At 70.3% G+C, this 25,801-nt stretch carries 18 protein-coding genes; 14 read left to right on the top strand and 4 right to left on the bottom strand.

What is annotated here, in order from left to right; translation table 11 throughout:
* From FKR81_RS41730 to FKR81_RS41720, 3 genes are all read left to right on the top strand, one after another.
* The coding region (locus tag FKR81_RS41730; protein WP_146360953.1) for an integrase core domain-containing protein at positions 1-127 on the top strand (127 nt) is incomplete at its 5' end.
* Positions 128-1,285: 1,158 nt separating this feature from the next.
* A complete protein-coding gene (locus FKR81_RS41725; protein WP_146360951.1) occupies positions 1,286-2,803 on the top strand; it encodes a carboxylesterase/lipase family protein in 1,518 nt (505 codons plus the stop codon).
* A gap of 38 nt (positions 2,804-2,841) precedes the next feature.
* Complete coding sequence (locus FKR81_RS41720; protein ID WP_146360949.1) at positions 2,842-3,849, top strand: epoxide hydrolase family protein; 1,008 nt, start codon at positions 2,842-2,844, stop codon at positions 3,847-3,849.
* 48 nt (positions 3,850-3,897) lie between these two features.
* Here FKR81_RS41720 and FKR81_RS41715 read toward each other — a convergent pair whose 3' ends face one another.
* Positions 3,898-4,581 carry an ArsR/SmtB family transcription factor gene (locus tag FKR81_RS41715; protein ID WP_146360947.1) on the bottom strand — a complete coding sequence of 228 codons (684 nt, stop codon included), beginning with the start codon at positions 4,579-4,581 and terminating at the stop codon, positions 3,898-3,900.
* Positions 4,582-4,646: 65 nt separating this feature from the next.
* On the opposite strand from FKR81_RS41715, the gene FKR81_RS41710 reads away from it, so the two are divergent.
* On the top strand, positions 4,647-5,891 hold the full coding sequence (locus FKR81_RS41710) for an isocitrate lyase/PEP mutase family protein (RefSeq protein WP_146360945.1): 1,245 nt from the start codon (positions 4,647-4,649) through the stop codon (positions 5,889-5,891).
* Here FKR81_RS41710 and FKR81_RS41705 read toward each other — a convergent pair.
* Positions 5,861-6,766, bottom strand: a complete 906-nt coding sequence (locus FKR81_RS41705) for an NAD(P)/FAD-dependent oxidoreductase (protein WP_146360943.1) — start codon at positions 6,764-6,766, stop codon at positions 5,861-5,863. The genes FKR81_RS41710 and FKR81_RS41705 overlap by 31 nt on opposite strands.
* Positions 6,767-6,830: 64 nt before the next feature.
* On the opposite strand from FKR81_RS41705, the gene FKR81_RS41700 reads away from it, so the two are divergent.
* The 3 genes from FKR81_RS41700 to FKR81_RS41690 all read left to right on the top strand — a co-directional run bounded on the left by FKR81_RS41700 (position 6,831) and on the right by FKR81_RS41690 (position 10,860).
* Complete coding sequence (locus tag FKR81_RS41700) at positions 6,831-7,415, top strand: helix-turn-helix domain-containing protein (RefSeq protein ID WP_146360941.1); 585 nt, start codon at positions 6,831-6,833, stop codon at positions 7,413-7,415.
* A gap of 285 nt (positions 7,416-7,700) precedes the next feature.
* Positions 7,701-8,126, top strand: a complete 426-nt coding sequence (locus FKR81_RS41695) for a hypothetical protein (RefSeq protein WP_146360939.1) — start codon at positions 7,701-7,703, stop codon at positions 8,124-8,126.
* A gap of 109 nt (positions 8,127-8,235) precedes the next feature.
* Positions 8,236-10,860 carry a helix-turn-helix transcriptional regulator gene (locus FKR81_RS41690; RefSeq protein WP_186763497.1) on the top strand — a complete coding sequence of 875 codons (2,625 nt, stop codon included), beginning with the start codon at positions 8,236-8,238 and terminating at the stop codon, positions 10,858-10,860.
* Between the two features lie 122 nt (positions 10,861-10,982).
* Here FKR81_RS41690 and FKR81_RS41685 read toward each other — a convergent pair whose 3' ends face one another.
* Positions 10,983-12,164 carry a 3-deoxy-7-phosphoheptulonate synthase gene (locus tag FKR81_RS41685; RefSeq protein WP_146360935.1) on the bottom strand — a complete coding sequence of 394 codons (1,182 nt, stop codon included), beginning with the start codon at positions 12,162-12,164 and terminating at the stop codon, positions 10,983-10,985.
* Between the two features lie 736 nt (positions 12,165-12,900).
* Positions 12,901-13,353, bottom strand: a complete 453-nt coding sequence (locus tag FKR81_RS41680; RefSeq protein WP_146360933.1) for a hypothetical protein — start codon at positions 13,351-13,353, stop codon at positions 12,901-12,903.
* A 520-nt stretch (positions 13,354-13,873) separates the two neighbouring features.
* Between FKR81_RS41680 and FKR81_RS41675 the strand changes: the two genes are divergently transcribed.
* From FKR81_RS41675 to FKR81_RS41645, 7 genes are all read left to right on the top strand, one after another.
* On the top strand, positions 13,874-14,326 hold the full coding sequence (locus FKR81_RS41675; protein WP_146360931.1) for a hypothetical protein: 453 nt from the start codon (positions 13,874-13,876) through the stop codon (positions 14,324-14,326).
* Positions 14,327-14,548: 222 nt separating this feature from the next.
* Positions 14,549-17,326, top strand: a complete 2,778-nt coding sequence (locus FKR81_RS41670; RefSeq protein ID WP_186763496.1) for a helix-turn-helix transcriptional regulator — start codon at positions 14,549-14,551, stop codon at positions 17,324-17,326.
* Positions 17,326-19,866 (top strand): AAA family ATPase, encoded by a 2,541-nt coding sequence (locus FKR81_RS41665; protein WP_146360926.1) that lies wholly within the window; start codon positions 17,326-17,328, stop codon positions 19,864-19,866. The genes FKR81_RS41670 and FKR81_RS41665 overlap by 1 nt, the downstream gene beginning before the upstream one ends.
* Positions 19,867-19,899: 33 nt before the next feature.
* Positions 19,900-22,740, top strand: coding sequence for a helix-turn-helix transcriptional regulator (locus tag FKR81_RS41660; protein ID WP_146360924.1), 2,841 nt, complete (start codon positions 19,900-19,902; stop codon positions 22,738-22,740).
* Between the two features lie 400 nt (positions 22,741-23,140).
* A complete protein-coding gene (locus tag FKR81_RS41655; protein WP_146360922.1) occupies positions 23,141-23,833 on the top strand; it encodes a PAS domain-containing protein in 693 nt (230 codons plus the stop codon).
* Positions 23,823-24,533 (top strand): GNAT family N-acyltransferase, encoded by a 711-nt coding sequence (locus FKR81_RS41650; RefSeq protein ID WP_146360920.1) that lies wholly within the window; start codon positions 23,823-23,825, stop codon positions 24,531-24,533. Before FKR81_RS41655 ends, FKR81_RS41650 begins: the two co-directional genes overlap by 11 nt.
* Entirely contained in the window at positions 24,472-25,683 is a 1,212-nt protein-coding gene (locus FKR81_RS41645; RefSeq protein WP_186763495.1) for a cytochrome P450, read from the top strand. Before FKR81_RS41650 ends, FKR81_RS41645 begins: the two co-directional genes overlap by 62 nt.
* Positions 25,684-25,801: the final 118 nt, after the last annotated feature.

Genomic DNA, 25,801 nt, shown 5'->3' with positions numbered 1-25,801 from the left:
AGAAACCGAACGACGAGCAGCCCTGCCCAGCTGGCTGCACTTCTACAATCACCACCGAGCCCACTCAGCCATCGGAGGCAAGCCACCCATCACCCGGCTGACCAACCTCCCTGGACATCACATCTAGTGGAGTCGCCGCAGGTTGTCCGAGTCGAGGGTGATCTTGAAATATACGCATAGCGGGAACTCACAGAGGCTTCTGCTTGCGAACCTCCGGCGACTTTCTCTGCCACGGCCTGCCGGCAGGGCGCATGACTCGTCCTGTCCCCCTTGGCGGCTGAACAGCTGCCACGTCGCCGTCGTGCTGTTCGCGGGTGGCTTGGTGGATGTCGTCTGTGGCGTCAGTCGACCATCGCGAAGCTGTAGGAACCCGACCCCTTAAAGCCGTCGTTCAGTTCAACATCGGCGTCGAGACGGTAACCCCCTTGGGGCATCGTTTTCTTCACGCCGAGCCGTATGCCAGAGAAGCTATTACACGGCACTGAGCCATTCTCTACTGGAGCTTGTGATCCGTCCGTGTAGAGCCGCCACGACAGGGTGCACCCGGAGTTGATTCATCCGGAGTCATTCGAGACAGAATCCTTGATGATGACACACCACACCTTGCTTGTGTTGCATGCTCTGGCCTTATCCTTTCCTACGGCCAGACCGTCGGCAAACGCGAAGCTGATCAAGAGCGGTCCGCGTGGCCGATTCGCGGCTGTGGTCGATGCTTGGTTTGTGGTCTTCGCCGACTCAGGGCCCTGAGCGCTGGGCGCCACTGTCAGGACTGTGGTTGAAGTCGTGGTGGCCTGCGTGTTCTGCGGTGCTGTTCCTGTCTGGGGAGCTGTTGCCGTGCTCTTGGTGTCACCGAACAGTCTTTCGCCGAAAGACCAAGCGCCATCGACGTTTGCTAACAGGGCAAGCACACCAGCCACCAGCCCGCCAGCTGCTACCCACGCTGCCCGCTTCCTACTGGCTAAGTCCGCCATGACCACGTCATTTCTGCATCGGGACCTTCAACGCTTCCTCTCCACCATCGGTCCTACCCCCTCGCTTAGTTACATCCCACTGCTTCGGTACGCAGTGAATCAACGGTCGCTGCGTACTCGTTGACATGAGCGGATGGAACGACGCCAGGACCAACCCAGGTTCTTCATCACGAATGATGATGTTCGGGTGATCGAACCTACGGTCAGCGGTGTCAGGCATCAGCCGAAACACGACACGGCCCCGGTCAACTCGATGTCGAAAATGGCTCCTCCCGTTCGACGTGCGTGCAGGGACCCGACACGAGGAGATGGACATGAGGAAGATCTGGGTGGGCGTGCTCCTGGCCGGACTGCTGACCGGCACGGCGCAGGCGTCTTCCGGCGACGGTGCGGTCGTGCGCACCGAAGCAGGCGCCGTCAGAGGCACGGTGACCAGCGAGCACCGCACGTTCCAAGGCATCCCGTTCGCCGCGCCACCGGTGGGGGAGCTGCGCTTCCGCTCGCCGCGGCCCGTCACGCCGTGGACGGACGTCCGCGACGCCACCGAGCCGGGCAGCCGCTGTGCGCAGAGCGCGGGCGCGGGCACGCCGAGCACCACGGAGGACTGCCTGTACCTCAACGTCACCACGCCGCGCGGCACCAAGACCAGCAGCGCGAAGAAGCCCGTCATGGTGTGGCTGCACGGCGGCGGCAACAGCTACGGCACCGCGGCGGACTTCGACGCGCACCGCCTCGCGGTCGGTGCGGACGTCGTGGTCGTGACGACCAACTACCGCCTCGGCGCGTTCGGGTTCCTCGGCTATCCCGGACTCGCGGGCTCCGGCACGTTCGGCATCGAGGACCAGCAGGCCGCGCTGCGGTGGGTGCGGCGCAACGCCACGCGCTTCGGCGGCGACCCCGGCAACGTGACGATCTTCGGTGAGTCCGGCGGCGCGTTCGACGTGTGCGCGCAGGTCACCTCGCCGCTGTCGGCCGGACTGTTCCACCGCGCGATCGCGCAGAGCGGCTCGTGCTCGATGACCTGGCCGGTGCACGGCGTCATCCACGGCTCACCCGCGGGCTCGCCGTGGATCTCGCTGCGCGACTCGCAGGCCCGTGGCGTGGACGTCGCCACGAAGCTCGGCTGCGCGGACGTCGAGTGCCTCCGCCGCGTTCCGGCCGAAGCGCTCACCCCGCACGAGGCCAACGCCAACCCGACTGCGATCACCTACGGCGGTCCCGCGTTGCCGCTGCACCCGCGGCAGGCGTTGGCGCAGGGCAGGTTCAACCGCGTGCCGGTGCTGTGGGGCAACACGCGCGACGAGGGCAGGCTGACCGCCGCGTTCGGCCCGCGCCCCTTCACCGAGGAGACCTACCGGGCCCTGCTGACCGAGCAGTTCGGCGCGGACGCCGGCCGCATCGCGGCCGAGTACCCGTCGAGTGCGCACGGCACGCCCGGACTGGCGTGGTCCGCGGTGCTGACCGATCGCGTGTGGGCGTGCGGCCAGCTGGCCGACGACCGCCTGCTCGCCCGCCGCACCGCCACCTACGGCTACGAGTTCGCCGACCGCGGCGCCCCGACCGGCTTCTTCCCGTTCCCGCAGGACGTTCCCGGCGGTGCGTTCCACTCGTCCGAGCTCGCGTACCTGTTCGACGTGGCCGGGTTCCAGGCCGTGTTCACGCCGGAGCAGCAGCGACTCGCCGACCAGATGATCCGCGCTTGGGGCCGGTTCGCGGCCACCGGCGACCCCGGCTGGGCCCGGTTCGACGGCCGGAACGTGCAGTCGCTGGCGCCCGGCGCGGTCCGTCCCGTGGATCTTTCTGAAGAACATCACTGCTCGTTCTGGAACTAGGCCACGAACTGACCTAGATCGTTCCTACAGTTCTCGGCATGGAGAACTTTCGCATCGACGTCCCGCAGGCCGACCTCGACGACCTGCGCGCCCGGCTCGCCCAGACCCGCTGGCCCGCCACCCTGCCCGGCGCCGAGCGCGGCGTCCCGGTCGCGGACCTCCGCGCGCTCGTCGACCACTGGCTCGACGGGTTCGACTGGCGGGCGGTCGAGGCGCGGCTGAACGCGTTCCCGCAGTTCAGGACGTCCGACGGCATCCACTTCGTGCACGCCCGGTCGGAGAACCCCGACGCGATTCCGCTGATCATCACGCACAGCTGGCCCAACTCGGTGTTCGAGTACGTGGAGGTGATCGAGCAGCTGACGCGCGACTTCCACGTGGTGGCACCGTCGCTGCCCGGTTTCGGGTTCTCGGCACTGGGTGACGAGCCGTGGACGATCAAGCGGGTCGCCGTCAGGTGGGCGGAGTTGATGGAGGAACTGGGCTACGAGCGGTACGGCGCGCACGGCAACGACGCCGGCGCGATGGTGACGCCGGAGCTCGCGGCGCACGCACCCGATCGCGTGATCGGGTCGCACATCACCGGAGGGCTCGGCATGGAGGAGATGCTGGCCAACGTGGACTGGGCGTCGGCGGGCAGCGGGTACGGGGCGTACCTGGGAAGGCGGCCGCAGACGTTGAGCTACGGCTTCACCGACTCGCCGGTCATGCAGCTCGCCTACCTCGTGGAGCGGTACCGCGAGTTCGACCGCGGCGCGGATGCGCTGACCCCTGACCAGGTGCTGACGAACGCATCGCTGTACTGGCTGACCGGTACCGGCGGCACGTCGTCGTGGACCTACTACGAGGGCCAGGCCGGGATGCCGATCAGTCAGGACGTCGTGCCGACCGGGGTGTCGCACGGCGGGCCGTTCCGCGAGCAGGCGGAGAAGAACAACGACATCGTGCACTGGGGCGACCGGGAGAGCCCGAGCCACATGGTCGCGATGGCCGCGCCGGACTCACTGGTCGAGGACATCCGGGAGTTCTTCACCCTGGTGAAGTGATCTTTATGAAGGGAGCTTTCATCAACCTCAGCTTGATGAAAGCTCCCTTCATAAAGATCGAATGCCGAGTAGGGAGTGCAGTGCGGTCTCGCCCTCCGGGGTGAGCCGCACGGCGCGGCTGGTGCCGACGCGCCGGATCCAGCCGTTGTCCTGGAACCTGGTGCACAGGAACGCACCGGCTGTGCCGCCCAGGTGGGTGCGGCGTTCCGTCCAGTCGAGGCACGCCTTGGCCAGCGGGCGTTTCGTGCGCAATGCGACAGGATCAGCGCCCAGTTCCTTCAGCCACACCAGTCCCCGCGGTGTGAACCCGAAACCGTCGCGCTGGTCGAGCAGCTCCCGCTCGGTCAGCGCGTCGGTGATCGCGACGCCGAGCCGTCCGGCCAGGTGGTCGTAGCAGGTCCTGGCCCGCGCCATCGCCACGCCGGCGGTCGCCTGCTTGAGCCCGCGCGGCGGCGTGGGCGTCAGGTGCCCCGTGAGGTCTTCCAGCAGCTGAGCCACCTCGGGGTCGGCGAGCTGCACGTACCGGTGCCGTCCCTGACGGCGGTCGACGAGCAGGCCACCCGCCAGCAGCTTCGTCAGGTGTTCGCTCGCGGTCGACGGCGCGACGTCCGCGTGCGCGGCCAGCTCGTTCGCCGTCCACGCCCGGCCGTCGAGCAACGCGAGGCAGAACGTCGCACGCGTCCGGTCCGCCAGCAGACCGGCCAGTCGTGCGAGGTCTTCTCCCTGCGTCATGCGGCCATTCTGCGCCCGCGACGTTTCGGCGCCGGCCGAAACGTTCCGGACCTAGCGTTCCCGGCATGACCGATCCGCTGTCCGAGTACGAGGTGCCCTCCGTCCCCGCCGGAACGACCGGGGTCGCGTGGCTGCGCGCGACCGTCGTGCGGTTCAGCGAGGGCGAGACGCACCGCCGTCGCCGCGCGCTGACCGAGGACCTGCTCGCGAAGCTCGACGTGACGCCGCAGGGTCGTCCGGTCGACGCGATCGCGGCCGCACTCGGCCTGCCCGCGGACGGCGTCGACGCCATCGCCGCCTCGTACCAGCCGCACCTGCCGATCACGGCCGACGCCGATGCCGCGGTCGAGCGGCTCGTGGCGCTGTGCGGCACCCGAGACGAGGTCACCGCCGCCAAGATCGCGCTGCTGGTGCAGTCGTGCGCGACGGACGCGTTCATCGAGCACCTCCGCGCCGGACGGCTCGACCCGCCGGTGCCGGTGACCAGGCGGGTCACGCCGGAGGGCGAACGGATCGAGGTCGACCTCACCGGCGCGCCGTTCGGGCGCGGCAGGCACGCGTGTCCCGGCCGGGAGCTCGCGCACCGGTTCGCGCCGTCGTTCCGCGAACTGCACGACGGATTCCTGCTGCTGCCCAACGCGTGGGACCACGCGTCCGCCGCCGCGCTGGTCCAGGCCGGGTTCCCCGCGGTCGGCACCACGAGCCTCGGTGTCGCCGCGTCGTTCGGCATCCCGGACGCCGAGGGCATGACGCGCCCGGAGACCGTGGCGCTCGCGTGCAGGCTGCGGCACCTGCCGTGCCACGTGTCGGTCGACGTCGAGATGGGGTTCAGCTCGGACCCGGCCGCGGTCGGCGACCTCGTCGCCTCGCTCGGCGTGGCCGGGGTCAACCTCGAGGACGGCGCCGAGGACCCCGTCGAACGCGCCGAGTTCGTGCGCGCGGTCAAGGAACGCGCACCGGACGTGTTCCTCAACGCCCGCATCGACACGCATTGGCTGCACCGCGATGAGAAGTCCACAAAGGACCGGGCGTTGCGCTACCTCGACGCGGGCGCGGACGGCATCTTCGTGCCGGGACTGACCGGCATCGAGGCGTTCACCAACGCCGTGCCGGCACCGGTCAACGTCCTGCACTCCGGCGAGCTCACGCTCGATCAGTTGTGGGAGAGGGGCGTGCGTCGGGTGAGCACCGGTTCGTTGCTGTTCCGCACCGCGCTGAAGGCGGCGGTGGACGCGGCACTCGCGGTGCGCGGCGGTGCACCGGTGCCACCCGCGTTCGGCTACGCGGAGACCGACGCGTTGTCCTCCTGAAGGAGGTCGAAGTTGATGGCCATGCCCGCCTTGGCTCCGCCGGCCGCGGCCATGATCACGGACGCGGCGAGGTCGGTCACGTTGCCCGCGAGCCAGACGCCGGGCACGCTGCTGAGCCCGGACGGGTCGGACTCGACGAACTCGCCCATCGGGTGCGGCGTCGGTTCCAGGCCGAGCGAGGTCAGCAACGCCGAGTTGGCGACCATGCGCGGGCCGACGGCGACCGTCGAGCGGGCGACCACCTCGCCGCTGCGCAGCCGGACCCCGGTCAGCACGTCGCCGGACACGACGAGCCGCTCGACCTCACCGGGCACGACCTGGATGCCGCGCGCCGCGAACAGCTTGCGCTCGTCGTCGGTGAGGTTGATGGAGTTCTCGAAGAACACCAGGTCGGACGTCCACTGCCGGAACAGCGAAGCCTGGTGCACCGAGCCCGGACCGGACGCCAGGACGCCGATCGGCTGGTCGCGCACCTCCCAGCCGTGGCAGTACGGGCAGTGGATCACGTCACGACCCCAGCGCTCCCGCACGCCCGGCACGTCCGGCAGCTCGTCGGTCAGGCCGGTCGTGACGAGCAACCGCCGCGCGCGCACCGTGCGCTCGCCGAACGTCACGACGAACCCGTCGTCGTCGCGCGTCACCGAGGACACCCGCCCGGTCGCCACCTCGACGCCGTAGCCCGCGAGCTCCCGGCGTCCCTCGGCCAGCAGGTCGGCGGGCGGCATGCCGTCCCGCGACAGGAACCCCTGCATGTGCGCCGCCGGTGCGTTGCGGGGCTCACCCGCGTCCACCACCAGCACCTCGCGCCGTGCCCGTCCGAGCACCAGCGCCCCGTTCAAGCCCGCGGCCCCGCCGCCGATCACCACAACATCCATGACTCCAAGGTGCGCCCCTGAGTGCGGACTTGACAACTCTGTTTGCCGATCCTGCAATAGACCGATGAGCGACGACCTCGAACAGGTGCTGAACGACGTGGGACCGAGACTGCGCGCGCTGCGCCTGAAGAACGGGGCGACGCTCGCCCAGCTGGCGAAGACGACCGGGATCTCGATCAGCACGCTGTCCCGGCTGGAGTCCGGCGGGCGCAGGCCGTCGCTGGAACTGCTGCTGCCGCTGGCGCGGGCGCACCGGGTGCCGTTGGACGAACTGGTCGGCGCGCCACCGACCGGCGACCCGAGGGTCCACCAGAAGCCGATCGTCCGAGGCGGACGGACCGACATCAAGCTCACCCGGCAGGCCGGTGGGCTCCAGTGCTTCAAGTCGATCCTCGAGGACCAGCGCGATCCGCAGCCGCGGGCGCACGAGGGCTACGAGTGGTTCTACGTGCTGAGCGGACGGCTGCGGCTGGTGCTGGGGGACCAGGACATCGTGCTCAAGCGCGGCGAGGCGGCCGAGTTCGACACGCGCGTCCCGCACTGGTTCGGCAACGCCGACGCGCGGCCGGTCGAGATCCTCAGCCTCTTCGGGCCGCAGGGCGAACGCATGCACGTGCGTGCCGGAGCACGCACCGTCGTCATTCCCTGAGGCGGCGAAACCGAGAACCACGAACGGTTTTCGACATGTGCGCCGATTCCACGTCCACAGTGGAACGGCGCAGATGTGTGGGATTTGTACTTGGTTTGCATCCGAACCACTTTCGGTTCTGTCCGGCTCCTGGCACCTTGGGAGACGGTGCGCTGCAGGACGCACCACCTCCGGGTGGTGGCTTCGCCGTCGCAACTCGAACTCCGCCGCCGGAGCCACCGCCCGTCTCATTCGCCGCCGAACTGTCTGGGGATTCCCCGGAATCGGAGCGGGCAGGCTGGGGTGGTGCGGATCGACCCAACGCTGCAGATGGTGTGCACCCGGTACCGGGAGCGGCTCGGCTGGCCCGTCGTGGCCGACCCGGCGCGCAACAGCGCCAGGGTGTTCATCGGTGACCTCATCAGCGCACTCGTGGTGCCCGCGGACGAGGCGAGAACGGTGCTCAGCCGCGCATTGGCAGCCGACGTCCGCTGCGCCGTGTTCAGCGACGCGATCGGCAGCCGCTGGACGTTCCTCGTCCGGCCCTCGTACGCGCCGCTGTGCGACCACCAGGTCGTCCGCAGGGGCGAGCACGTCGCCTTACCGTCGCTGCCCGGTGTGGTGCTCGCGACCGGGCTGCGGTGGGTCGTGGAGCCCCAGCCGCTCGACGCGCTGTCCGACCTGGGTGCGCTGACGACCGCCGCGGCACCGCTCGTCGCGGCCGACCGGTGACGCGTTCCAGTAGATCCCCTAGATCGCTTGCTGTCCTCGCACACCGGGGCTCCCGGCCTGTGACCATGCGGTTGAGGCGAGCTGCGGGGGAAACCAGAGGTTCATGAACATGTCCGGTAGGCCGAACCTGGTCGAGCGGGACGGGCAGTGGGCTGTGCTCGAGTCGTTGCGCGTGAAGTGCGCGGCGGGCAACGGTCAGGTCGCGCTCATCTCCGGTCCCGTCGCGAGCGGGAAGACCGAGCTGCTGCACGAGTTCGCGCGGCACGCCGTCGACGACGGCTTCGTCCTGCTCAAGGCCAACTGCTCGCGCGCAGAGCAGTCGCTGCCGTTCGGCGTCGTGCGCCAGCTGTACCGCGGTCTGCGGGTACCCGCAGCGCTGCGCCGGTTCGCCAGGGTGCTCGAGGCCGCGATGGAACCGGACGGCGAGGCGCTCGTGCGCGAGCTGCACGCGTTGTGCGCCGCGCTGCTCGACGTCGTGGGCGACCGCCCGGTGCTGCTCGGCGTGGACGACGTCCGCAACGCCGACCTGTTGTCGGCGCAGTGGCTGGAGTACGTGATCCGGCGGTGCGGGTCCGAGAAGCTGATGGTGGTGCTCACCGAGACCTCCGCGCCGAAGCTCGCGCACTCGCCGCTGCACACCGAGCTGCTGCGGCACCCGCACTGCCACCGCGTCGACGTCGCCCCGTTGCGCGGGCTGAGCCCGGAGCTGCACGCCGTCAGCGGCGGGAACCCGTTGCTGGTCAAGGCGTTCGAGGAGGACGGGGACTGCGTCGGTTCGAACTTCCGGCGCGCGCTGGTGAGCTGCCTGCACCGCTGCGCGCCCGACGTGCTGCCCGTCGCCCGCGCACTCGCGGTGCTCGGCAAGCGCTCGGCGGTGGCGCGGCTCGCGCGCGTCGACGAGGAGGTCGTCGACGTCGCGGTGCGGACGATGAGCGAGGCCGGTCTGCTCGCCGACGGCGCGTTCCGCGACCCGGCCGCGCGCACCGCCGTGCTGGACGACATGTCCACACAGGACAGGAAGGAGCTGCACCTCGCCGCCGCGTTGCTCCTGCACGACGAGGGCGCGCCCGCGACGGAGGTCGCGCCGCTGCTCGTGCTCGCCGACCACTCCGAGCACCCGTGGATGATCCCGGTGTTCGAGGACGCGGCCGAGGAGGCGCTGCGCGAGGAGCAGGTCGAGACGGCCGCCCGGTACCTGACGATCGCCCAGCGGGTGAGCGCGGACCCGCGCGTGCGCGGCTCCACGTCGGTGAAGCTGGTGCGCGTCGAGACGCGGCTCAACCCCGCGGCGGCCGCGCGCCGCCTGCCCGCGCTGGTCGCCGACATGCGGCTGGGGCACCTGGCGGATCGGGACGTGGCCGGCATGATCGGCCCGCTGTTGTGGCACGGCCACACCGCGGACGCGATCGAGGCGCTCGACCGCGTCCGGCACACCGCGACGGTCGAGGTCGACGCGCTGGACACCTGGCTCTACTGCGTGCATCCCGCACTCGCCGACCGCGACCGGCCGCGGCACGAACCCAGCACGAACCCGCCGCTGAGGGCGGTGACGGCGCTCGCGTCGGTGCTCGGCAACGGCCCGACCGGCCAGGCGGTGACGCTGGCCGAGCAGGTGCTGCACACGGCGCGGATCAGCGACAGCTGCACGTGGGCCGTCGACTCCGCGGTGGCCGCGCTGCACGTGCTCGTCTACTCCGACCGGCTCGACCTCGCGCAGACGTGGTCCACCCGCCTGCTCGCGGACGCGATGAGCCGGGGAACCGAGACGGCACAAGCGCTTTACGCTGCCGTGCGCGGCGAGGCGGCGTTGCGCAGGGGCGAGCTGACCGTGGCGTTCGAGCACGCCCAGCTGTCGCTGACCGTGATGCCGCGTGGTGGCTGGGGCATCGGCGTCGGCTTCCCGCTCGGCACGGCCATCGCCGCCGCGACCAGGATGGGCAACCACGACGAGGCCGCGCGACTGCTGGAGCAACGCGTGCCGGACGGCGTGTTCCGCAGCCGGTACGGCCTGCACTACACCTACGCGCGCGGGCTGCACTACCTCGCGGTCAACCGGCACTACGCGGCGATGGACGACTTCCTGTTGTGCGGCGAGCAGATGACCGACTGGGGCGTCGACGCACCGGGCCTCGTGCCGTGGCGCACCGCGACGGCCGAGGCGTGGATCGGGCAGGGCTGCAACCGCGAGGAGGCGTCCCGGCTGATCCACGAGCAGCTGTCGTTGCTGGGACCCGATGCGTCCCGCACGCGTGGCGCCGCCTTGCGTTTGCTCGCCGCCATCTCACCGGCGTCCGGGCGGCCGCCGGTGCTCGCCGAGGCCGTCGCGGTGCTGGAGGAGTGCGACGACCAGTACGAGCTGGCCCGCGCGCTGGCCGACCTCAGCCGGGCGCACCAGGAGCTGCGCGAGCACCGTCGCGCGTGGACGGTCGCGCGGCGGGCGTGGCGCGTCGCCAACGCCTGCGACGCCCTGCCGCTGTGCGAGGAGCTGTCGCCGAGCGGTGGTGCCGACGCCGACTTCGAGGCGTCCGGGCCCATCGCGTCGCTGACCGACGCCGAGCGGCGGGTGGCCGCCTTGGCCTCCGTCGGCTACACCAACCGCGAGATCGCCGGAAAGCTGTTCATCACGCCCAGCACGATCGAGCAGCACCTGACGCGGGTCTACCGGAAGCTGAACGTGAGATACCGCAAGGACCTGCCACCCGAACTGCAGGCTTACCTGCCCAGCACCGCCTGAGGACGAGCGAAAGGCGCACTCCCCCGAGCGGAGTGCGCCTTTCGCCGTGTGCCGCGCGAGGCCCGGCCACCCAGCCTGGCCGGGAGCCCGCGCGACGATGGGGGGATCGGTGCTGGGAGGTGCTAGAAGACGGTGTCGATGAGCTCGGCCGCCTGGTCGGGGTTGAGGCGCGGGTCGCACAGCGACTCGTACCGTTCGCCGAGAGCGCGCGCGTCGGCGACGGAACCGCCGATGCACTCGGTCACGTCGTCAGCGGCCACCTCGAGGTGGAGCCCGCCCGCGTGGAGGTGCGCGCTCTCGAGGATATTTCGGAACAGCGTGGCTTCATTGATCATGTCGCCGAGCAGGCGGGTCTTGCGGCCGCAGTCGGTCTTGACGGTGTTGCCGTGGCACGGGTCGTTCAGCCAGACGACGAGGTGCCCGGCGCGGCGCACGGCGTGCACGATCGGCGGCAGCGCCTCGGCGATCGCGGCGACGCCCATCCGGACGATGAGGGTGAGCCTGCCGGGGGTCCGCTCCGGGTCGAGCAGCTCGCACAGCTCGACGACCTCGGCGGGGGAGACGGTCGGGCCGATCTTGCACCCGACGGGGTTGGTGACGGACGCCAGCAGTGCCACGTGGGCGTGGTCGAGTTGACGGGTGCGCTCACCGATCCACGGGAAGTGCGTGGACGACAGGTAGTCGCCGGACCGGCCGGACCGCACCAGCGCGCCCTCGTAGTCGAGCAGCAGCGCCTCGTGGGCGACCCACGGGCCGCGGCGGGCCGCGTCCTTGTCCCAGTGCGTGCGCAGGTCGGCGAGGATGTCCGCGCTCGCCTCGTAGCCGCGGAGCATGCGGCGCGGGTCGTGCTGGCGGGAGAAGACGTTCGGCGCGGCCGCGTTGACCATGTCACCCCGGTAGGCGGGGAGCTCCACGCCGCTCACCACCTCGAACGGACTGGAACGCGGTTTCGCGTACTGGCCGGCCATCCGGCCGAACCGCAGGACCTCCTGGTCCACCCGCTTGGTGAACCGGTCGGCCAGGTCGTTGAGCACGGCCACCTTCGCCGCGGTGCGCGGTGCGTAGGCGTCGGCGAAGCTCTCGGCGCAGTCACCGATCTGGAGCGCGCGGGCGTCTCCGGCCGCGACCTCGGCGAGAGCCCTCGCCGCCGCACCCACCTCGGACTCTGTCACCAGCGGCCGCGCCGCCGCGAGCTCCATCGAGACACGCCTGTACTCGGAGTGGTCGTGCCAGTTCGGCTGCTGCACCGCCGGAAGCGAGTCCCAGGTGAGCGGATTGGCCGTCAGGCTCGTGGTGGGCTGCATTTCGGAGTTCTCCTGTGTTGTGCCTACTGCGCGGAGCCGCGGATCGAGGTGATGAGGGAGATCCGGGCATACGTCGACGTCGAAGGACGGGATTCAGCGGGTGGAATGAGGGGTCCAGTGCAGATGTTGTCTTCTGCGTGACGTGCGTAGACCTTGGTGAACTGTCTCGTGTCTCCGAATGTAGCCGGATCGGCAATGTGAATTTGCCCAGTGTTGTGATCGGCTCCTGAGGGCCGTCACGAGGCCGGTCGGACGAACTTCTCCGCGTCCGAGGCGTAGTGGAGAGCACCGCTGCATGCGATCTGATTTTCGCCGTTCCGCGAAATTCTGAACTTGACCGCAATTGCATTGATTTGTCGGTGCTGGGCAAAGTGAAATGAGATGAAAGAGAAGGCGTTCAGCCGGTGTGGCCTGCGCAAACGTCCTCATGTTCGAGGGATGCGATGGTGGCCTGCCGGTGCCGCGCGCCGCGGTCTAGGGCTTCTTTCGACATTCGACAAGGTTGCTGTCGGAACGGCCCGGCCAGGGGCGTACCCGAGAGCGGAGTCGCGCTTTGCGTGGAGATAGGGGGGTGACAGGGGTGCCGGGCGAAGATCACTAGGGGCTTCCTCAGCCGCGGGTGCAATACCCTCAGGGCGGCATTTCCCGGTCCGCGATGTCCATCCCTCGGACGGGTGCACTGGGCGGGGCGGGACGCGAAAAACCGCCCAGGCACGTTCACCCGGCTGAAAAACGACTAACGCAGAACTCGGCGCGCGCCGCGGATGACGGTCGACCAGGGAGGCAGGGAATGCGTCGGTGCGGCCACCCAGTCGGCGGTGAGCAAATCGGGCGGCAGCGTCACGGTCCGGCCGCGCGGGACGTTGTGGACGCCCGCCGCGCCCAGCGCGATCGGCAGCACCGGCTGCTGGTGCAGCGACGGTCCCGTCAGGAACGTCCAGCGGCCGCCGGCAGGTGCGAGCACGGGACCGGCGAGGCCGGCGGCGCGCAGCTCGGCGAGGAGGCGCCTGCCCGTCGCCGGGGTCGTGGTGATCGCGCCGAGTGCCGGGCCGACGTGCAGGACGAGCCGCCTGCGGGACACCTCCATCGCGACCGGCCAGCCGAGGCGTTCCTCGTAGTTGGTGCGCGCGGACGCGAGTTCCCGCAGCCAAAGCGGTGCGGGCGGTTTCGTGTTGATGATGGTGGCCATCGCCTTCCCCTATCGGCGTTCACGTTCTTTCGATGATGGCCGTGCATCTTCGGTGAGTTCACTAGTGCGGGAAACGAGAGAATTCAGAGTGATTCCTAGTGAAGGGGCCGTGATGCCACTCGTGACCCGAGTCGAAGAACGCAGCACCCCCGGCGGCGCGGCGGCGGAGTCGATCTCCACCGCCGCCCGGCCCGGTTGCGCATCGCGCAACGCCGGGTCGTCACCGAGTGCGATCGTTCGGTCACAATGCTCGACACGATCGAGCGACGCCTAGTGACCAGCCATCCCGCGCCACAAGGCGCTGCGGGCTATTACTGCTAGGTGTTTCCCTAGCTTCGCGGTGCTAGGGCGGGGAAACATTTTCGACTCGTACGCCGGTTTTACGTGCCGAAGGATACCCGCGGGCTGCTGGATTGTGCGATCAGCCGCTCGCTATGGTGGAGAAGCCTGCGGTTCATCCTTCGTTCACGGACACATCAGAATGACGGACCGGAGTTTCACAGAGAGGTGGACGTCACCGATGAGCGAGGCGTCGACAGCAAGACGACATGTCGCGATCTTCGCCAATCCGGAGAAGGCGCAAGCGCTCCCCGTGCTGGCGGTCGTCGAGGAATTGGTCCAACGCGGGTACCGCGTCACGTACGTCACGAGCGCCGAGGTCGCTTCGAGGTTCGCGCTATCCGGTGTCAACGGGGAGGACTGGGACGTCGTCGGCTGCCTGGACGACGCGGAGGAGCCGGTGGCGGTCGTGCTCGGCTACTTCGAGGACGACGTGCCGGACGTGGTCGTCCACGACGCGACCGCGTGCACCGTCGCTCGCGTCTGCGCGCAGGGCTGGGGGCTCTTCACGGACACGAATCGAGACGGAAGACTCTTCGACGATGAATTCGATCAGTTCGTCTCGAAGTTCGGTTTCGTGGTTGTTCCGGAACAGTTGTGCGAGCCCTCAGCGTCTCATTTGGCGCGCTACTAGCCCTTGACCTGCGCCGTTACCCGGCGTGTTCTCGGAGGATTTTCCCGGTACTGATTCCGCGAATCACGGAATCGCCTGGTCAGAACCTGGTACATGTCTCACGCGCTTGGTACATCTTCACGCGATGTGCTTATGATCGGCTGAAACCGGTCACTCTAGGCGGTGAAGCAGTTACTTCGTGAACATGTTTCGTGTCCAGGTCGGTCCGAGGGGGTCGTCGCGGTGAACATCGAGGGGCGCACCGCAACCGATCTCATCGGTCGCGAGAGCGCCCTGTCCATCCTGAGACGACATACCGCCGCTGCCCGCACGGGCAGCGCACGAGCCGTACTGCTGCGCGGACCAGGCGGGACGGGAAAGACCGCGCTGCTGCGCCGTGTCGCGGCGCAGGAGACCGAGCTGGGCAGCACGGTGCTGACCGCTGTCGGCCGTGGCGAACAGGGTGATCTCGCCGTCGCACGCAGACTGCTCGCGCCGGCGGGCATCGTCGTGCCCGAGGCGCCGGAGGCACCGGGCGAGCTGTACTCCTTGTTCCGCACGCTGTGGCAGGACGTGTCGGACCTGGCCGACCGCGCACCGCTGTGCCTCGTGCTCGACGACCTCGACGCGTGCGACGCGGCGACCGTGCGCCTGCTCGACTTCCTCGTGCGCCGCGTGCCGGACCGTCCCGTGTCCGTGCTGATGTCGCGCGGCACCGGGCCCGCGGGCCCCGCGATCGACCGGGTCATCGCGAACCTCGTCGCGATGTGGTGCTGCGACGTGATCGACCTCGGTCCGCTCAACCGGGCGCAGGTGGTCGAGTTCGTGTCGCTCGTACTGGGCGGTGCCCCCGACGCGGCGTTCGTCGACGCGTGCCACCGGCTCTCCGGCGGCAACCCGAGGCACCTCACGAGCTTGCTGGCGGACCTGCGTGCGCGCGGCGTCAGACCGGACGACACCGGCACGTTGCGCATCGCCGTGTTCCCCAGGGACGCCGTCGGCGCGGTCGTCCGCGCGCGGCTGGTCGAGCAGCCGGACCACGTGCGCGCGGTCGCCGCCGCGGTCGTCGTGCTCGGCCGGATGAACCCCGAGTTCGTCGGGCCGCTCGCGGGCGTCGCGTCCCGCGTCGTGCTCGACGCCATCGACACGTTGCAGCGCGAGCACCTGCTGGGCCACGGCCTGCCGCACCCGCTGCGCGACTGGTTCCGCGAGTGCGTGCTCGCCGTGTTCGACCCTGCCCACCTGACCGCATTGCGGATGCGCGCCGCGCTGCTGCTCGACGAGGGCGGCCGGTCGGTGGAGGACGTGGCGTGCCAGCTGGTCCAGCTCGACCGGATCGACGAGGCGTGGATGTCCCACGTGCTCATGGAAGCGGCGGCGACGGTGTCCGCGCGCGGTGCTCCCGAGGCCGCGGCGCAGTACCTGGAACGGCTCGTCGAGCGCGACCCGGACAACGTCGAGGTCCGCATCGGCCTCGCCACCCAGCTCTCCCGCAAGGACCCGGTGAGCGCGTCGGAGCATCTCGCGGCAGCGTTCCACCACACCGCGGATCCCGCGCTGCGGGCCGGTCTCGCGGTGAAGTTCGCGCTGACCGCACGCGACTGGAAGATGGCGCACGACGCGCGCAGCCTGCTCGACGCCGCCCGCCGCGACCTCGACACGGCCGGTCTCGACCGGCCCACGGACCTGCGCGCGCTGCTCGACGCGTCCGGCCTGGCGCTGGACCTCAGCCACAGCACCACCGCCGCCGACGCGGTGACGCGGGCGCGGGCGCTCGAACCACCGCGCGGCGACACGACCGCGGAACGCTGCCTGCTCGGCGTGCTGTCCGAGGCGACGATGCGCGGCGGCGGGCCGCTCGGCACGGCGCTCGACCAGGCGCGGCGCGCGGTGTCCGACGACCTCACGCTCACCGACTGGTCGATGCTGTCGGCGGCGACCGTGCTGCGCTGCGCCGGTGAGCCCAACGAGGCGCTGGCCGTGCTCGACCGGGCGGTGGAAGCCTTCAGTCTCAACGGGGACGAGCTGGCCCGGTGTCGAACCCTGACCCAGCGCGCGACCGTGTTGATGTCCATGGGCGACCTCTTCCGGGCTGAGCAGGACGCGCACGACGCGGTGCTCGTCGTGCAGGACGGCTCGTGGCAGCACGAGGTGCCGCGCCCGTCGATCGCGCTGGCGTGGATCGCGTTGCAGCTGGGCCAGGTGGAGCGCGCGGAGAAGCTGCTCGGCCCGCTCGACCCGACCGACGTGAGCCACCGGGTCAGCGAGCACCGCGAGTATCTGCGGGTGTGCGGCTGGATCGCCTACGCCCGCCAGGACCTCGACTCGGCGATCGAGAACATGGTGAGCTGCGGGCGGGTCATGCGGGAGACCGGGCTCCAGGACCCGTCGGCGGTGCCGCTGTGGGTCGATCTCGCGTTCACGGCGACGCTCACCGGACGTGACCGCGACGCGCAGCAGGCCGCACGCGTCGCCGAGGAGCTCGCCGGGTGCTGGAACAGCGCGGAGACGCTCGCTTTCTCCCAGCTGGCAAGGGGATTCGTCGCCACCGGCACGGCGGCGGCGGACCTGGCGACCGCCGCGTCCCGCAACTTCGGCAGCGTGCCCGCGCTCATCCAGCAGACCCGCGCCGAGGTGCTCGCCGGACGGCTGTGGCTCGGGTTGGGCGACGAGAAGGCCGCGCGCGTGCACCTGCGCACCGCGGTCGGGCTCGCGTTGCGCTGCGGTCACCGTCCGCTCGCCGACGAGGCGCGCGAGCTGCTGCTCGGCGCGGGCGGCCGGATGCGCATCCCCGAGCAGGCCGAGCGGGTCGACCTGGTCGGGCTCACCCCGAGCGAGCGGCGGGTCGCCGAGCTCGCGGCGGCGGGCGCGAGCAACCGGCAGATCGCGGAACGGCTCTTCGTCGCGCTGCGCACCGTCGAGGTGCACCTGACGAGGGTCTACCGCAAGCTCGGCGTGGCACGGCGGTCCGACCTGTCCAAGGCCATCCAGCACCGCCGCAGCCCCGCTGGCAGCCGGTGATGACGTTGCAGAAGGTGCCCGACGACTGCTGGGCGGGTCTGCTCGTCGAGCGGGGGGAGGCACTGGCGCTGGTCGAACGCGTCGTCGACGACCTCGCCGCAGGCGGATCGTCGCTGGTGCACGTCAAGGCCTCACCCGGTGGCGGGCTCACCGCGGTGCTCGGCAGGCTCGCGACCGAGGCGCGGGCGCGGGGCGCGATCGTGGCGCGCGCCCGGTGCTCACCGGACGAGGCGACCGCCCAGTTCCGCGTCGCGTGGCAGTTCCTCGCCGCGCTCGGCGTCGAGGAGTGGGCGCCGAGCGAGCAGGCGCACGCGCAGCGCGTCGTCGCGGACGTCGTGCTCCCCCTCTGCCAATCCGTTCTCGACCTGGCCCATCAGCAACCGGTTGTCATCGTTGTCGACGACGCGCAGTGGCTCGACCGGGCGTCGTTCGAACTGCTCAGGGCACTCGTGCGCCGGATGGACCACGTCCCGATCGTCGTCGCGGTCGGCGCGAGCGTGCTGTGCCCGAGCATGACGATCACCGCCGAGCTCGAGTCGTACAGCGCGACCACGCACGACCTGAAGCTGGAACCGCTGACCCGCGGCGGCGTCGAGGACGTCGTCGCGGCCGTGTTCTCCCGGCAGGCCGCTCCCGAGTTCGTGAACGCGTTGTACGAGCACACCGGCGGATTGCCCGCGGTGGTGCGGAAGGTGCTGACCTGGCTCACCAGGACGGTCGTCGCACCGGACGCGGACGTGGTGCCGCGGGTCGGCGACCTCGCGAAGGCCGTCATCCGCGACCGCGTCGACCTGCGCATCCGCTCGCTGCCGCGGACCAGCAGGCGGCTGCTGCAGGCCATCGCCGTGTGCCACGACGTCTTCGACGCGCACGACGCCGCCGCGATCGCCGGGCTCGTGTCGTCGTTCGCGCACGAGGTCGACGTGCTCGGCGCCTCCGGCATGCTGGTCGAGCGGACCGACCCGAAGCTGGCGGACCCGATCGTCGCGGACCGGGTGCTCGCGCTGGCCAGCCGCGCGGACCGCGAGGAGCTGCACGGCAAGGCCGCCGAGCTGGCGAACCGAGCCGCGCTCGCCGACGAGACCGTCGCCCGGCTGCTGCTCGGCGCCGCACCGGTCGGCACGCCGTGGGCGCTGAACTCGTTGCGCGGCACGGCGAAGTACCACAAGCAACGCGGTGACCACCGGGACGCGGTGCGGCTGCTGGACCGCGCGCTGCTCGAACCGGTGAGCACCGCCCAGCGCGCGCAGCTGCTCGTGGAATGCGGCGCCGTCGAGACGGCGCTGTCACCGGACGCGGGCGACCGCAGGCTGAGCTCCGCGCTCGCCACCGGAGGCCGCGATCTCGCGCGGCACCGGCTCGCCGCCGTCGACCTGCTCCTCGCCAGGGGCAACTGCGACCTGGTCAAGCAGGCGATCGTGTCCGTCCACACCAGACACGACCTGGACCCGGCCGAGCGCGACACCATGTGCGCGCTCTACTGGATGGCCGACGAGGCGCCGCACGACCAGCGCGAGTTCAGCCCCGCGGCGCTCCCGCCGCTGACCGACGAGCCGACCGATCCCGCGCAGGCCGCGATCGCGTCGTGGGAAGCCGTCGCCGAAGGCCGTGACATCGACCGCGCCCGGCGGCTCGCGCGCACCGCGCTCGCCGGTGCGCGGGTGCGGGACTCGTTGCTGTACCCCAGGATCGTGGCCGCGCGGGCGTTGATCTACACCGGTGACTTCACCGAGTCGATCACCGCCTTCGACGCGGTCGTGCTGGAGGCGCGCAGGCGTCAGGTGCCCGCCACGGCCGGGTGGGCGTTGATGAACCGCGCCAAGGCGTACGCACGCCACGGCCTGCTCGGCGACGCCGCGATCGACCTCGAACGCGCGCTGGAGGAGCTGCCCATCGATCGGTGGCACCCGGTGGTGCGGCCCGCGTTCGTCGGGCTGGAGCTGGCGCTGACGATGGAGAGCGGACGCGTGCAGGCCGCGGAACGCATCCTCGCCACCGAGTTCCCCGCCACCGCGAAGGCCGGGTTCTCCTGGAACTTCTTCGAGTTCGGCCGCGGCATGGTGCGGCTGGCCAGCGGTGACGCCGCGGCCGCCGCGACGATCTTCGAGGAGACCGGGCGGCGGATGCTCGCCCGGCGCTGGAACAACCCGGCGCTGCTGGGCTGGCGGTCGATGTGCGCGATCGCGTACCGCGGCTGCGGACGGCACGAGGAGGCGGCGCGGATGTGCGCCGAGGAGATCAGGCTCGCCCGCAGGTGGGGCGACCCGAGCAGCACCGGCGGTGCGCACCTCTGCGCCGCGATCGCGTTGCAGGGCAGCGAGTCGCTGGCCCACATGGAGCAGGCGGTCGCGATCCTGCGGCACGCCCCGTCGCCGATCCGGTACGCCAACGCCCTGATCGAGCTCGGTGAGGCGCGACTGACCGCGGGGGTGGCGGGCGACGCGCGCTCGTTGCTCGTCGAGGCCGAGCGCGTCGCCGCCGCGCACGGCGCGATGGGTCTCGCGCACCGGGCCCGCACCCTGATCGCGAGTACGAACTAACGCCCAATGCACGAAGATCGGGGAGGAGACGCCGTGTTGCTGGAGCGGCAGAGCGAGCTGGACCAGGTCAGCAGAGCTCTGCGTGACGCGCACTCCGGCAGCGGGTCGCAACTGCTGGTGGGTGGACCGCTCGGCAACGGGAAGTCCGCGCTGCTGCAGGAGATCCCGACGCTGGAGGCGGCCGAGGGGTTCCGCGTCATCAGGGCGAACGCGTCGTCGCTCGAACAGGACTTCGCGTTCGGCGTCGTGCGGCAGCTGTTCGACCCGGTGCTCTCGCGCGCCGTCCCCGAGCTGGAGGAGCGGTGGCTCACCGGTCCCGCAGGCCTCGCCCGCGTCGTGTTCGCCGACGACGCGCCCGCCGCGCCGGAAGCGCCGCCGGTGATGATGCAGGAAGCGGCGCTGCAAGGGCTGACCGCGTTGCTGCGCAACATCAGCGTCGACAAGCCGTCGCTCATCCTGATCGACGACCTGCAGTGGGTCGACGAGCCGTCGTTGCGCTGGCTCAGCAGGCTGTCCAAGCGGCTGGACTCGTTGCGAGTGCTGCTCGTGACCGCGGTGCGCGAGGGCGACAGCCGCACCGAGCGGCCGCTGGTCACCGAGCTGACGTCGTTCTGCCAGCACGAGCTGCGCCCGGCGCCGCTGTCGGTGAGCGCGACGGCGGACCTGGTGAGCACGCACACGGGGGAGTGGCCGGACGAGGAGTTCGTGCTCGCCTGCCACGAGACCACCGACGGCAACCCGATGTTCCTCATGTCGGTCCTGCTCAACCTCGCGTACTCCGGGGTCGCCCCGGCCGCGCGGCACGTCGACATGGTGCGGTCGTTGCGGCCCGCGCAGCTGCGCGAACGGCTGATCCAGTGCCTCCAGACGCAGTCCGAGCCGGTGCGGTCGTTCGCGCGGGCCACGGCCGTGCTCGGCGAGCACGTCGACGTCGAGCTGATCGGGCACCTCGCCGGGCTCGACGCGATCGGTGCCGCGACCGCGATGCGGACCATGCACCAGCTGGGCCTGCTGAAGAGCGACCAGCAGCCGCACTTCATGCACCTCGTCGTGCAGGACGCGATCGAGGAGTGGATGACCGCGGAGGAGCGCGAGGAGCTCCACCTGCGCGCGGTGAAGTTGCTGCACGGCAGCGGTTATCCGGCCGAGCAGGTCGCCGCGCAGCTCATGACGATCACCTCGCAGCACGACTGGTGGGCGATCGAGGTGCTCCGTTCGGCCGCCGACACGGCCATGCGCCGCGGTGCGCCCGAGGTCGCGGCGCGCTACCTGCGGCGGGCCCTGCTCGACGCGTCACCCGACGGCGAGGACCGGGCGCGGCTGCTCGTCGACCTCGCGACGGCCGAACGCGGCTTCGACGCGTCCGCGTCCGTGCGGCACATCTCGTACGCGGTCCCGTTGCTGCGCACCGTTCGCGACCGCGCGGCGGCCGTCGTGCGGATCGCGCCGACGGTGCTCGTCGGTGCGTCCCGCCCGGTGCGGGACCTGCTGGAACGGGTGGCCGACGAGCTGGGCGACCCGGTGATGCTCGCCGGCGTCGACCGCGAGCTGGCGTTCCGGCTTGAGGCGCGGCTGCGGTACTCGTGGCACTCGGACCCGGCCCAGCTGGGCGACTCGGTGCGCAGGCTGCTCGCACTGGGCGACCAGGACCTGGTCGGCAGCGGCGCGGAACGCGAGCTGCTGGTCGTGCTGCTCGACGCGGCGATGCTCACCGCGAAGCTGCCCGCCGACGAGGTCGCGCGGCTCGGCAGGAGGGTGCTCGACCACGAGCCCGCGACGTCGAGCCACGTGCACACGGCGTTGCCGCTGCTGGTCACGTCGATGGCCGCGGCCGACTCGCTCGACGACCTCGCGCCGTGGCTCGACCTGGCGCTGGAACGCGCGCGCCTGCAGGACGTGACGATCGAGCACGCGTTGATCCGCACCGAGCAGGCACTGGTGTTCCTGCACCTGGGCAGGCTGGACGAGGCGCGGGCCGCCGCGTACGACGCGCTCGACCTGACCGCGCTGGACTGGAAGGGCTCCACCGCCACCGCGGCGGTCGGGCTCGCGGCCGTCGCGCTGGAGCTGCGCGAACCGCAGTTGATCTCCCGCCTGCTCGACCTGAACCAGGAGCGGACGGACCACGCCTGCCTGGCTGCGGTGTACCGGATGCTGCACGGGTCGGCCGCGGCGTTGAGCGGCGAGCTCGACCGCGCGCTGGAGTACTACCTCGAGTGCGGGCGGGCGCTGGACCGGGCCGGGTGGCGCAACCCGGTGCTGTTCCCGTGGCGCCTGACGGCGGCGAGCCTCAACGCGCGGCTCGGCGACAAGGACGCCGCGATGGAGCTGGCCGACGAGGCGCGGGCGCGTGCCGTCGCGTGGGGCGCGCCGTCCGGCGTCGGGCGGGCGCTGTGCGCGCTGGGCAGGTTGACTCCTGGACCGCACGGCCTCGACCTGCTGCGCGAGTCGGTCGAGGTGCTCGGGGCGTCCGGCAACATCTTCGAACTGGCCAAGTCGCTGCTCGAGCTCGGCACTCGCGAACGCGCCGACGGCGAGTCGAGCGCGGGGGACCACCTGCGCCGCTCGCAGGAGCTGGCGCTGCGCGCGGGGGCGAACTGGCTGGTGGCGAAGTCCGGCGAGGAGCTCGAGACCGCGGACGCACCCGGTGTGAAGGCCTCGCTCACCAAGTCGGAGTACAAGGTCTGCTGTCTTGCTGTCGATGGTCATACGAATCAGGAAATTGCGGATATCCTCCAGGTGACGTGCCGTGCCATCGAGAAGCACTTGACCAACTCGTTCCGCAAGCTGGGCATCCGCCGCAGGACCGAGCTGCCCGAGGCGCTCGCCGGAGCCCACCCCGAAGCCGTCCGCCCGGCTTCCGGCAGGGCGTAGTGATTACCAAGAAACCGTTTGGGCGGCATGCGGGTACCCGCACAGCCACGCCGATCGGAGACCGAACCACCGAACGGGCCGCACCCGCGCGGTGCGGTGGTACGGTCTCCGCACGCTGGTGCGGTTCGGTGTCAAAACCACAGGTCAGAGCATGGTTCGTGGGGTCGATCCAGGTAGGCTGAGTGGCCCAACCGAACCCGCACAGGGGTCGTGGTTCGGTCTGCCCGAACCACCCGTGGGGGGCGACCACAACATTAGGTGCCGTTATTGACCGGGCAAGTGTGATCTTCATACGATTGATCCCGTCGACAGCTTCGAAATCACGAATTAGCGAAGTTCGTCGCAAACCGATTTCTTCCTGCAGAGTCGGGATCGACTGAGTTCGAGAGGGATACTCCCGATGCACACTGTTGCCGCTGGTACTCTCGCCTATGACCATTCCGATGCCGGCACTCGTGACAACGCCGTCGCCGACATCGACGTATTCAGGTCGCTGCTGGAGCGTTCGGGCCTGTGCCTGGCCAGCCTCGACCTGAGGCTGCGGGTGGTGGAGGCGAACGACGACTTCGTCGCGCAGTTCGGCCACTCCCGCGAGACACTGCGGGGCCGCAGCTTCTACGAGCTGCTGCACCCCGGTGTGCACGGCCCGATGCGCAGGCAGTTCGAGCGCCTGCTCGACGGCCGCCGCCACCGGTTCGTCGAGCACCTCGCCGGTGTCGGCCCTCGTGACGCGGTGTTCACCGGTGACATCACCGGCATCGCCGTGCACGCGCCGTCCGGTGAGCTCGCGCTCATCGTCGTGGTGGTGAACCCGGAGAAGAACGACGACGCGAACGCCGTCGTCGTCGACCGGAACCGGATCCTCACCGAGTTGGACGCGAGAATCCTCGAGGGGATCGCGACCGGCGAGTCGACCGTGCGTCTCGCTTCGCGCCTGTTCCTGAGCAGGCAGGGCGTCGAGTACCACGTGGGCACGATGCTCAAGAAGCTGAAGGCGCCGAACCGCGCCGCCCTGGTGTCCCGCGCCTACAGCCTCGGCGTGCTGAGCGTGGCGAGCTGGCCGCCGAAGGTCTCGCCTGACTATGTCAAGTGAGCCTCACGACGAGGTGATCGAAGTCGACGACTTCGACGAGGGGGTATCCGTGCGTCCGCGCGTCCGGGACCTCTTCGCCGAGGCCGCCGAGGCAGTGGACGCACTCGACCCGGTGGTGGTCGACTGCCACTGTTCTGGATCACACCTGAGCGTCCGGGAGGCGAACAGCCTCCCCAGGCGCTCGGCCGTGCTCGACCTGCGCACCAGGTACCACGCCGAGGCCCTGCGCGGCTTCGGCGTCAGCACCTGGGACGCGTACGACGAGAGCGCGGTGCACCTGCTCTGCTACACCGACGACACCCCGATCGGGGCGATCAGGCTGGTGTCGAACTCGGTGGAGCGGGGTGAGCTGGTAGAAGACTTCGGCCCGCTCGTTCTGGAGGGGTTCGGGCCGGAGTTCGTGACCTTCGGCCGCGAGATCGTGGTGCCTTCGCACCGTGGCGCCGGAGTCTCCACCGTGCTTGGCTTGGCGGCGTGCGCGTACTGGTTCCGCTCGTCACCCGTCGACGACCTGGTGGTGACGGCCGCGTCCTCCGCGGCTCCCGCTCTCGAGCACCTCGGCCTGCGCCGGCTCACCGGCACCGTCCACCTCGGACCCGCACGGATGCCTGCGGTCATCATGGCCGGGAAGGTCTCCGATGCCTACCAGCGAACCCGTGAACGCCTGTCCGGCAAGGGGTGGTCGATCGTCGACCGCTGAAGCCCTCGCGTTCCCGTTCGCCCTGCCCGACGAGCCGCTCTCCCTTCCCGCCGTGTACGCGACTTTGCGCACGTCGCGGCCGGTGTGCCGGATCCGGCTGCCCACTGGTGCGCTGGCGTGGCTGGTCACCACCTGGGAGGACGCGCGGGTCGTGCTGTCCGATCCCCGGTTCAGCAAGGCCGCCATGACGGCTCCCGACGCGCCGAAGGCCCGGCCCGGTGCCCTGCCACCCGGCGTGCTGTTCACCACCGACCCTCCCGAGCACACCGCGCTGCGGGCCCTGCTGTCCCGCGGGCTGACCGGGCAGCGGGTCGCCGCTCTCCGGCCGCGGATGATCGCCTGCGCCGACGCGTTGATCTCCGCTCTGGTCGCTCCCGCCGATCTCGTCTCCGGGTTCGCCGAGCCGTTCGCCATGCGGGTGATCTGCGACCTGCTCGGGGTGCCGTCGGACGACCAGGCGCGGTTCGCCGCCTGGTCGGCCACCGTGCTCGCCGTCGACAGCACGTCGGCGCTCGAGGTCGAGGTCGCTCAGCGGGAGCTGCTCGGGTACATCGCCGGGCTGGTCGCGGCCAAGTGTCGTGCGCCCGGTGACGACGTCGTGTCCGATCTTCTGCGGGCGTCCACTCCGGACGATCATCAGCGGGTGGTCGGGCTCGTTGCCACGCTGTTGGTCACCGGGTACGAGACCATGGTCGCCGCGGTGGCCAACGCTGTGCTCACCCTGTTGGCTGTCAACGGGTCCATCGTGGTGGAGTTGACTCCCACGTTGTTGGAGGAGTTGTTCCGGTTCAGCGGGTTCGGGGATGCCTTGCGGTCTCGTCGTGCTGTTGCTGACGTCGTTCTCGGGGATGTTGTTGTTCGGGCTGGGGATCTGGTGATGGTGTCCACCGCTTCGGCCAACCGGGATGCTGCCGTCTTCGTTGATGCTGACTCTTTTGTGCCTGGGCGTTGTCCCAATCCTCATGTCGGGTTCGGGCGCGGGGTGCACTACTGCGCTGGGGCTGGGTTGTCTCGTACCCAGTTGCACGTTGCGTTGTCGCGGTTGGCTGTGTTGGTGCCTGGGTTGCGGTTGGCTGCTCCTCTTGAGGAGATTCGGCTTCGGGGTGGGGCTTCTGAGTCGCCTCCTGAGCGGTTGCTGGTTGCCTGGTGAGGGGTTGTGCTTCTTTGGTGGTGGGGTGGGGAGGGTCTCGCTGATCACCTCACGGTCGCCACATCGAAAATGCCCTGTCAAGGCGGAAAAGCTGCCTTGACAGGGCATTTTCGATGTG

Source organism: Lentzea tibetensis (assembly GCF_007845675.1).
In the GTDB taxonomy this organism is placed as follows: Bacteria; Actinomycetota; Actinomycetes; order Mycobacteriales; family Pseudonocardiaceae; genus Lentzea; species Lentzea tibetensis.
This window is presented reverse-complemented; position numbering and strand designations above follow the sequence as displayed.

Excerpts from the sequence above, each read along its gene's own strand:
- FKR81_RS41725 (WP_146360951.1), top strand. The coding sequence starts at position 1,286 with ATGAGGAAGATCTGGGTGGGCGTGCTCCTGGCCGGACTGCTGACCGGC.
- FKR81_RS41720 (WP_146360949.1), top strand. The coding sequence starts at position 2,842 with ATGGAGAACTTTCGCATCGACGTCCCGCAGGCCGACCTCGACGACCTG.
- FKR81_RS41715 (WP_146360947.1), bottom strand. The coding sequence starts at position 4,581 with ATGACGCAGGGAGAAGACCTCGCACGACTGGCCGGTCTGCTGGCGGAC.
- FKR81_RS41710 (WP_146360945.1), top strand. The coding sequence starts at position 4,647 with ATGACCGATCCGCTGTCCGAGTACGAGGTGCCCTCCGTCCCCGCCGGA.
- FKR81_RS41705 (WP_146360943.1), bottom strand. The coding sequence starts at position 6,766 with ATGGATGTTGTGGTGATCGGCGGCGGGGCCGCGGGCTTGAACGGGGCG.
- FKR81_RS41700 (WP_146360941.1), top strand. The coding sequence starts at position 6,831 with ATGAGCGACGACCTCGAACAGGTGCTGAACGACGTGGGACCGAGACTG.
- FKR81_RS41690 (WP_186763497.1), top strand. The coding sequence starts at position 8,236 with ATGTCCGGTAGGCCGAACCTGGTCGAGCGGGACGGGCAGTGGGCTGTG.
- FKR81_RS41685 (WP_146360935.1), bottom strand. The coding sequence starts at position 12,164 with ATGCAGCCCACCACGAGCCTGACGGCCAATCCGCTCACCTGGGACTCG.
- FKR81_RS41680 (WP_146360933.1), bottom strand. The coding sequence starts at position 13,353 with ATGGCCACCATCATCAACACGAAACCGCCCGCACCGCTTTGGCTGCGG.
- FKR81_RS41675 (WP_146360931.1), top strand. The coding sequence starts at position 13,874 with ATGAGCGAGGCGTCGACAGCAAGACGACATGTCGCGATCTTCGCCAAT.
- FKR81_RS41665 (WP_146360926.1), top strand. The coding sequence starts at position 17,326 with ATGACGTTGCAGAAGGTGCCCGACGACTGCTGGGCGGGTCTGCTCGTC.
- FKR81_RS41655 (WP_146360922.1), top strand. The coding sequence starts at position 23,141 with ATGCACACTGTTGCCGCTGGTACTCTCGCCTATGACCATTCCGATGCC.
- FKR81_RS41650 (WP_146360920.1), top strand. The coding sequence starts at position 23,823 with ATGTCAAGTGAGCCTCACGACGAGGTGATCGAAGTCGACGACTTCGAC.
- FKR81_RS41645 (WP_186763495.1), top strand. The coding sequence starts at position 24,472 with ATGCCTACCAGCGAACCCGTGAACGCCTGTCCGGCAAGGGGTGGTCGA.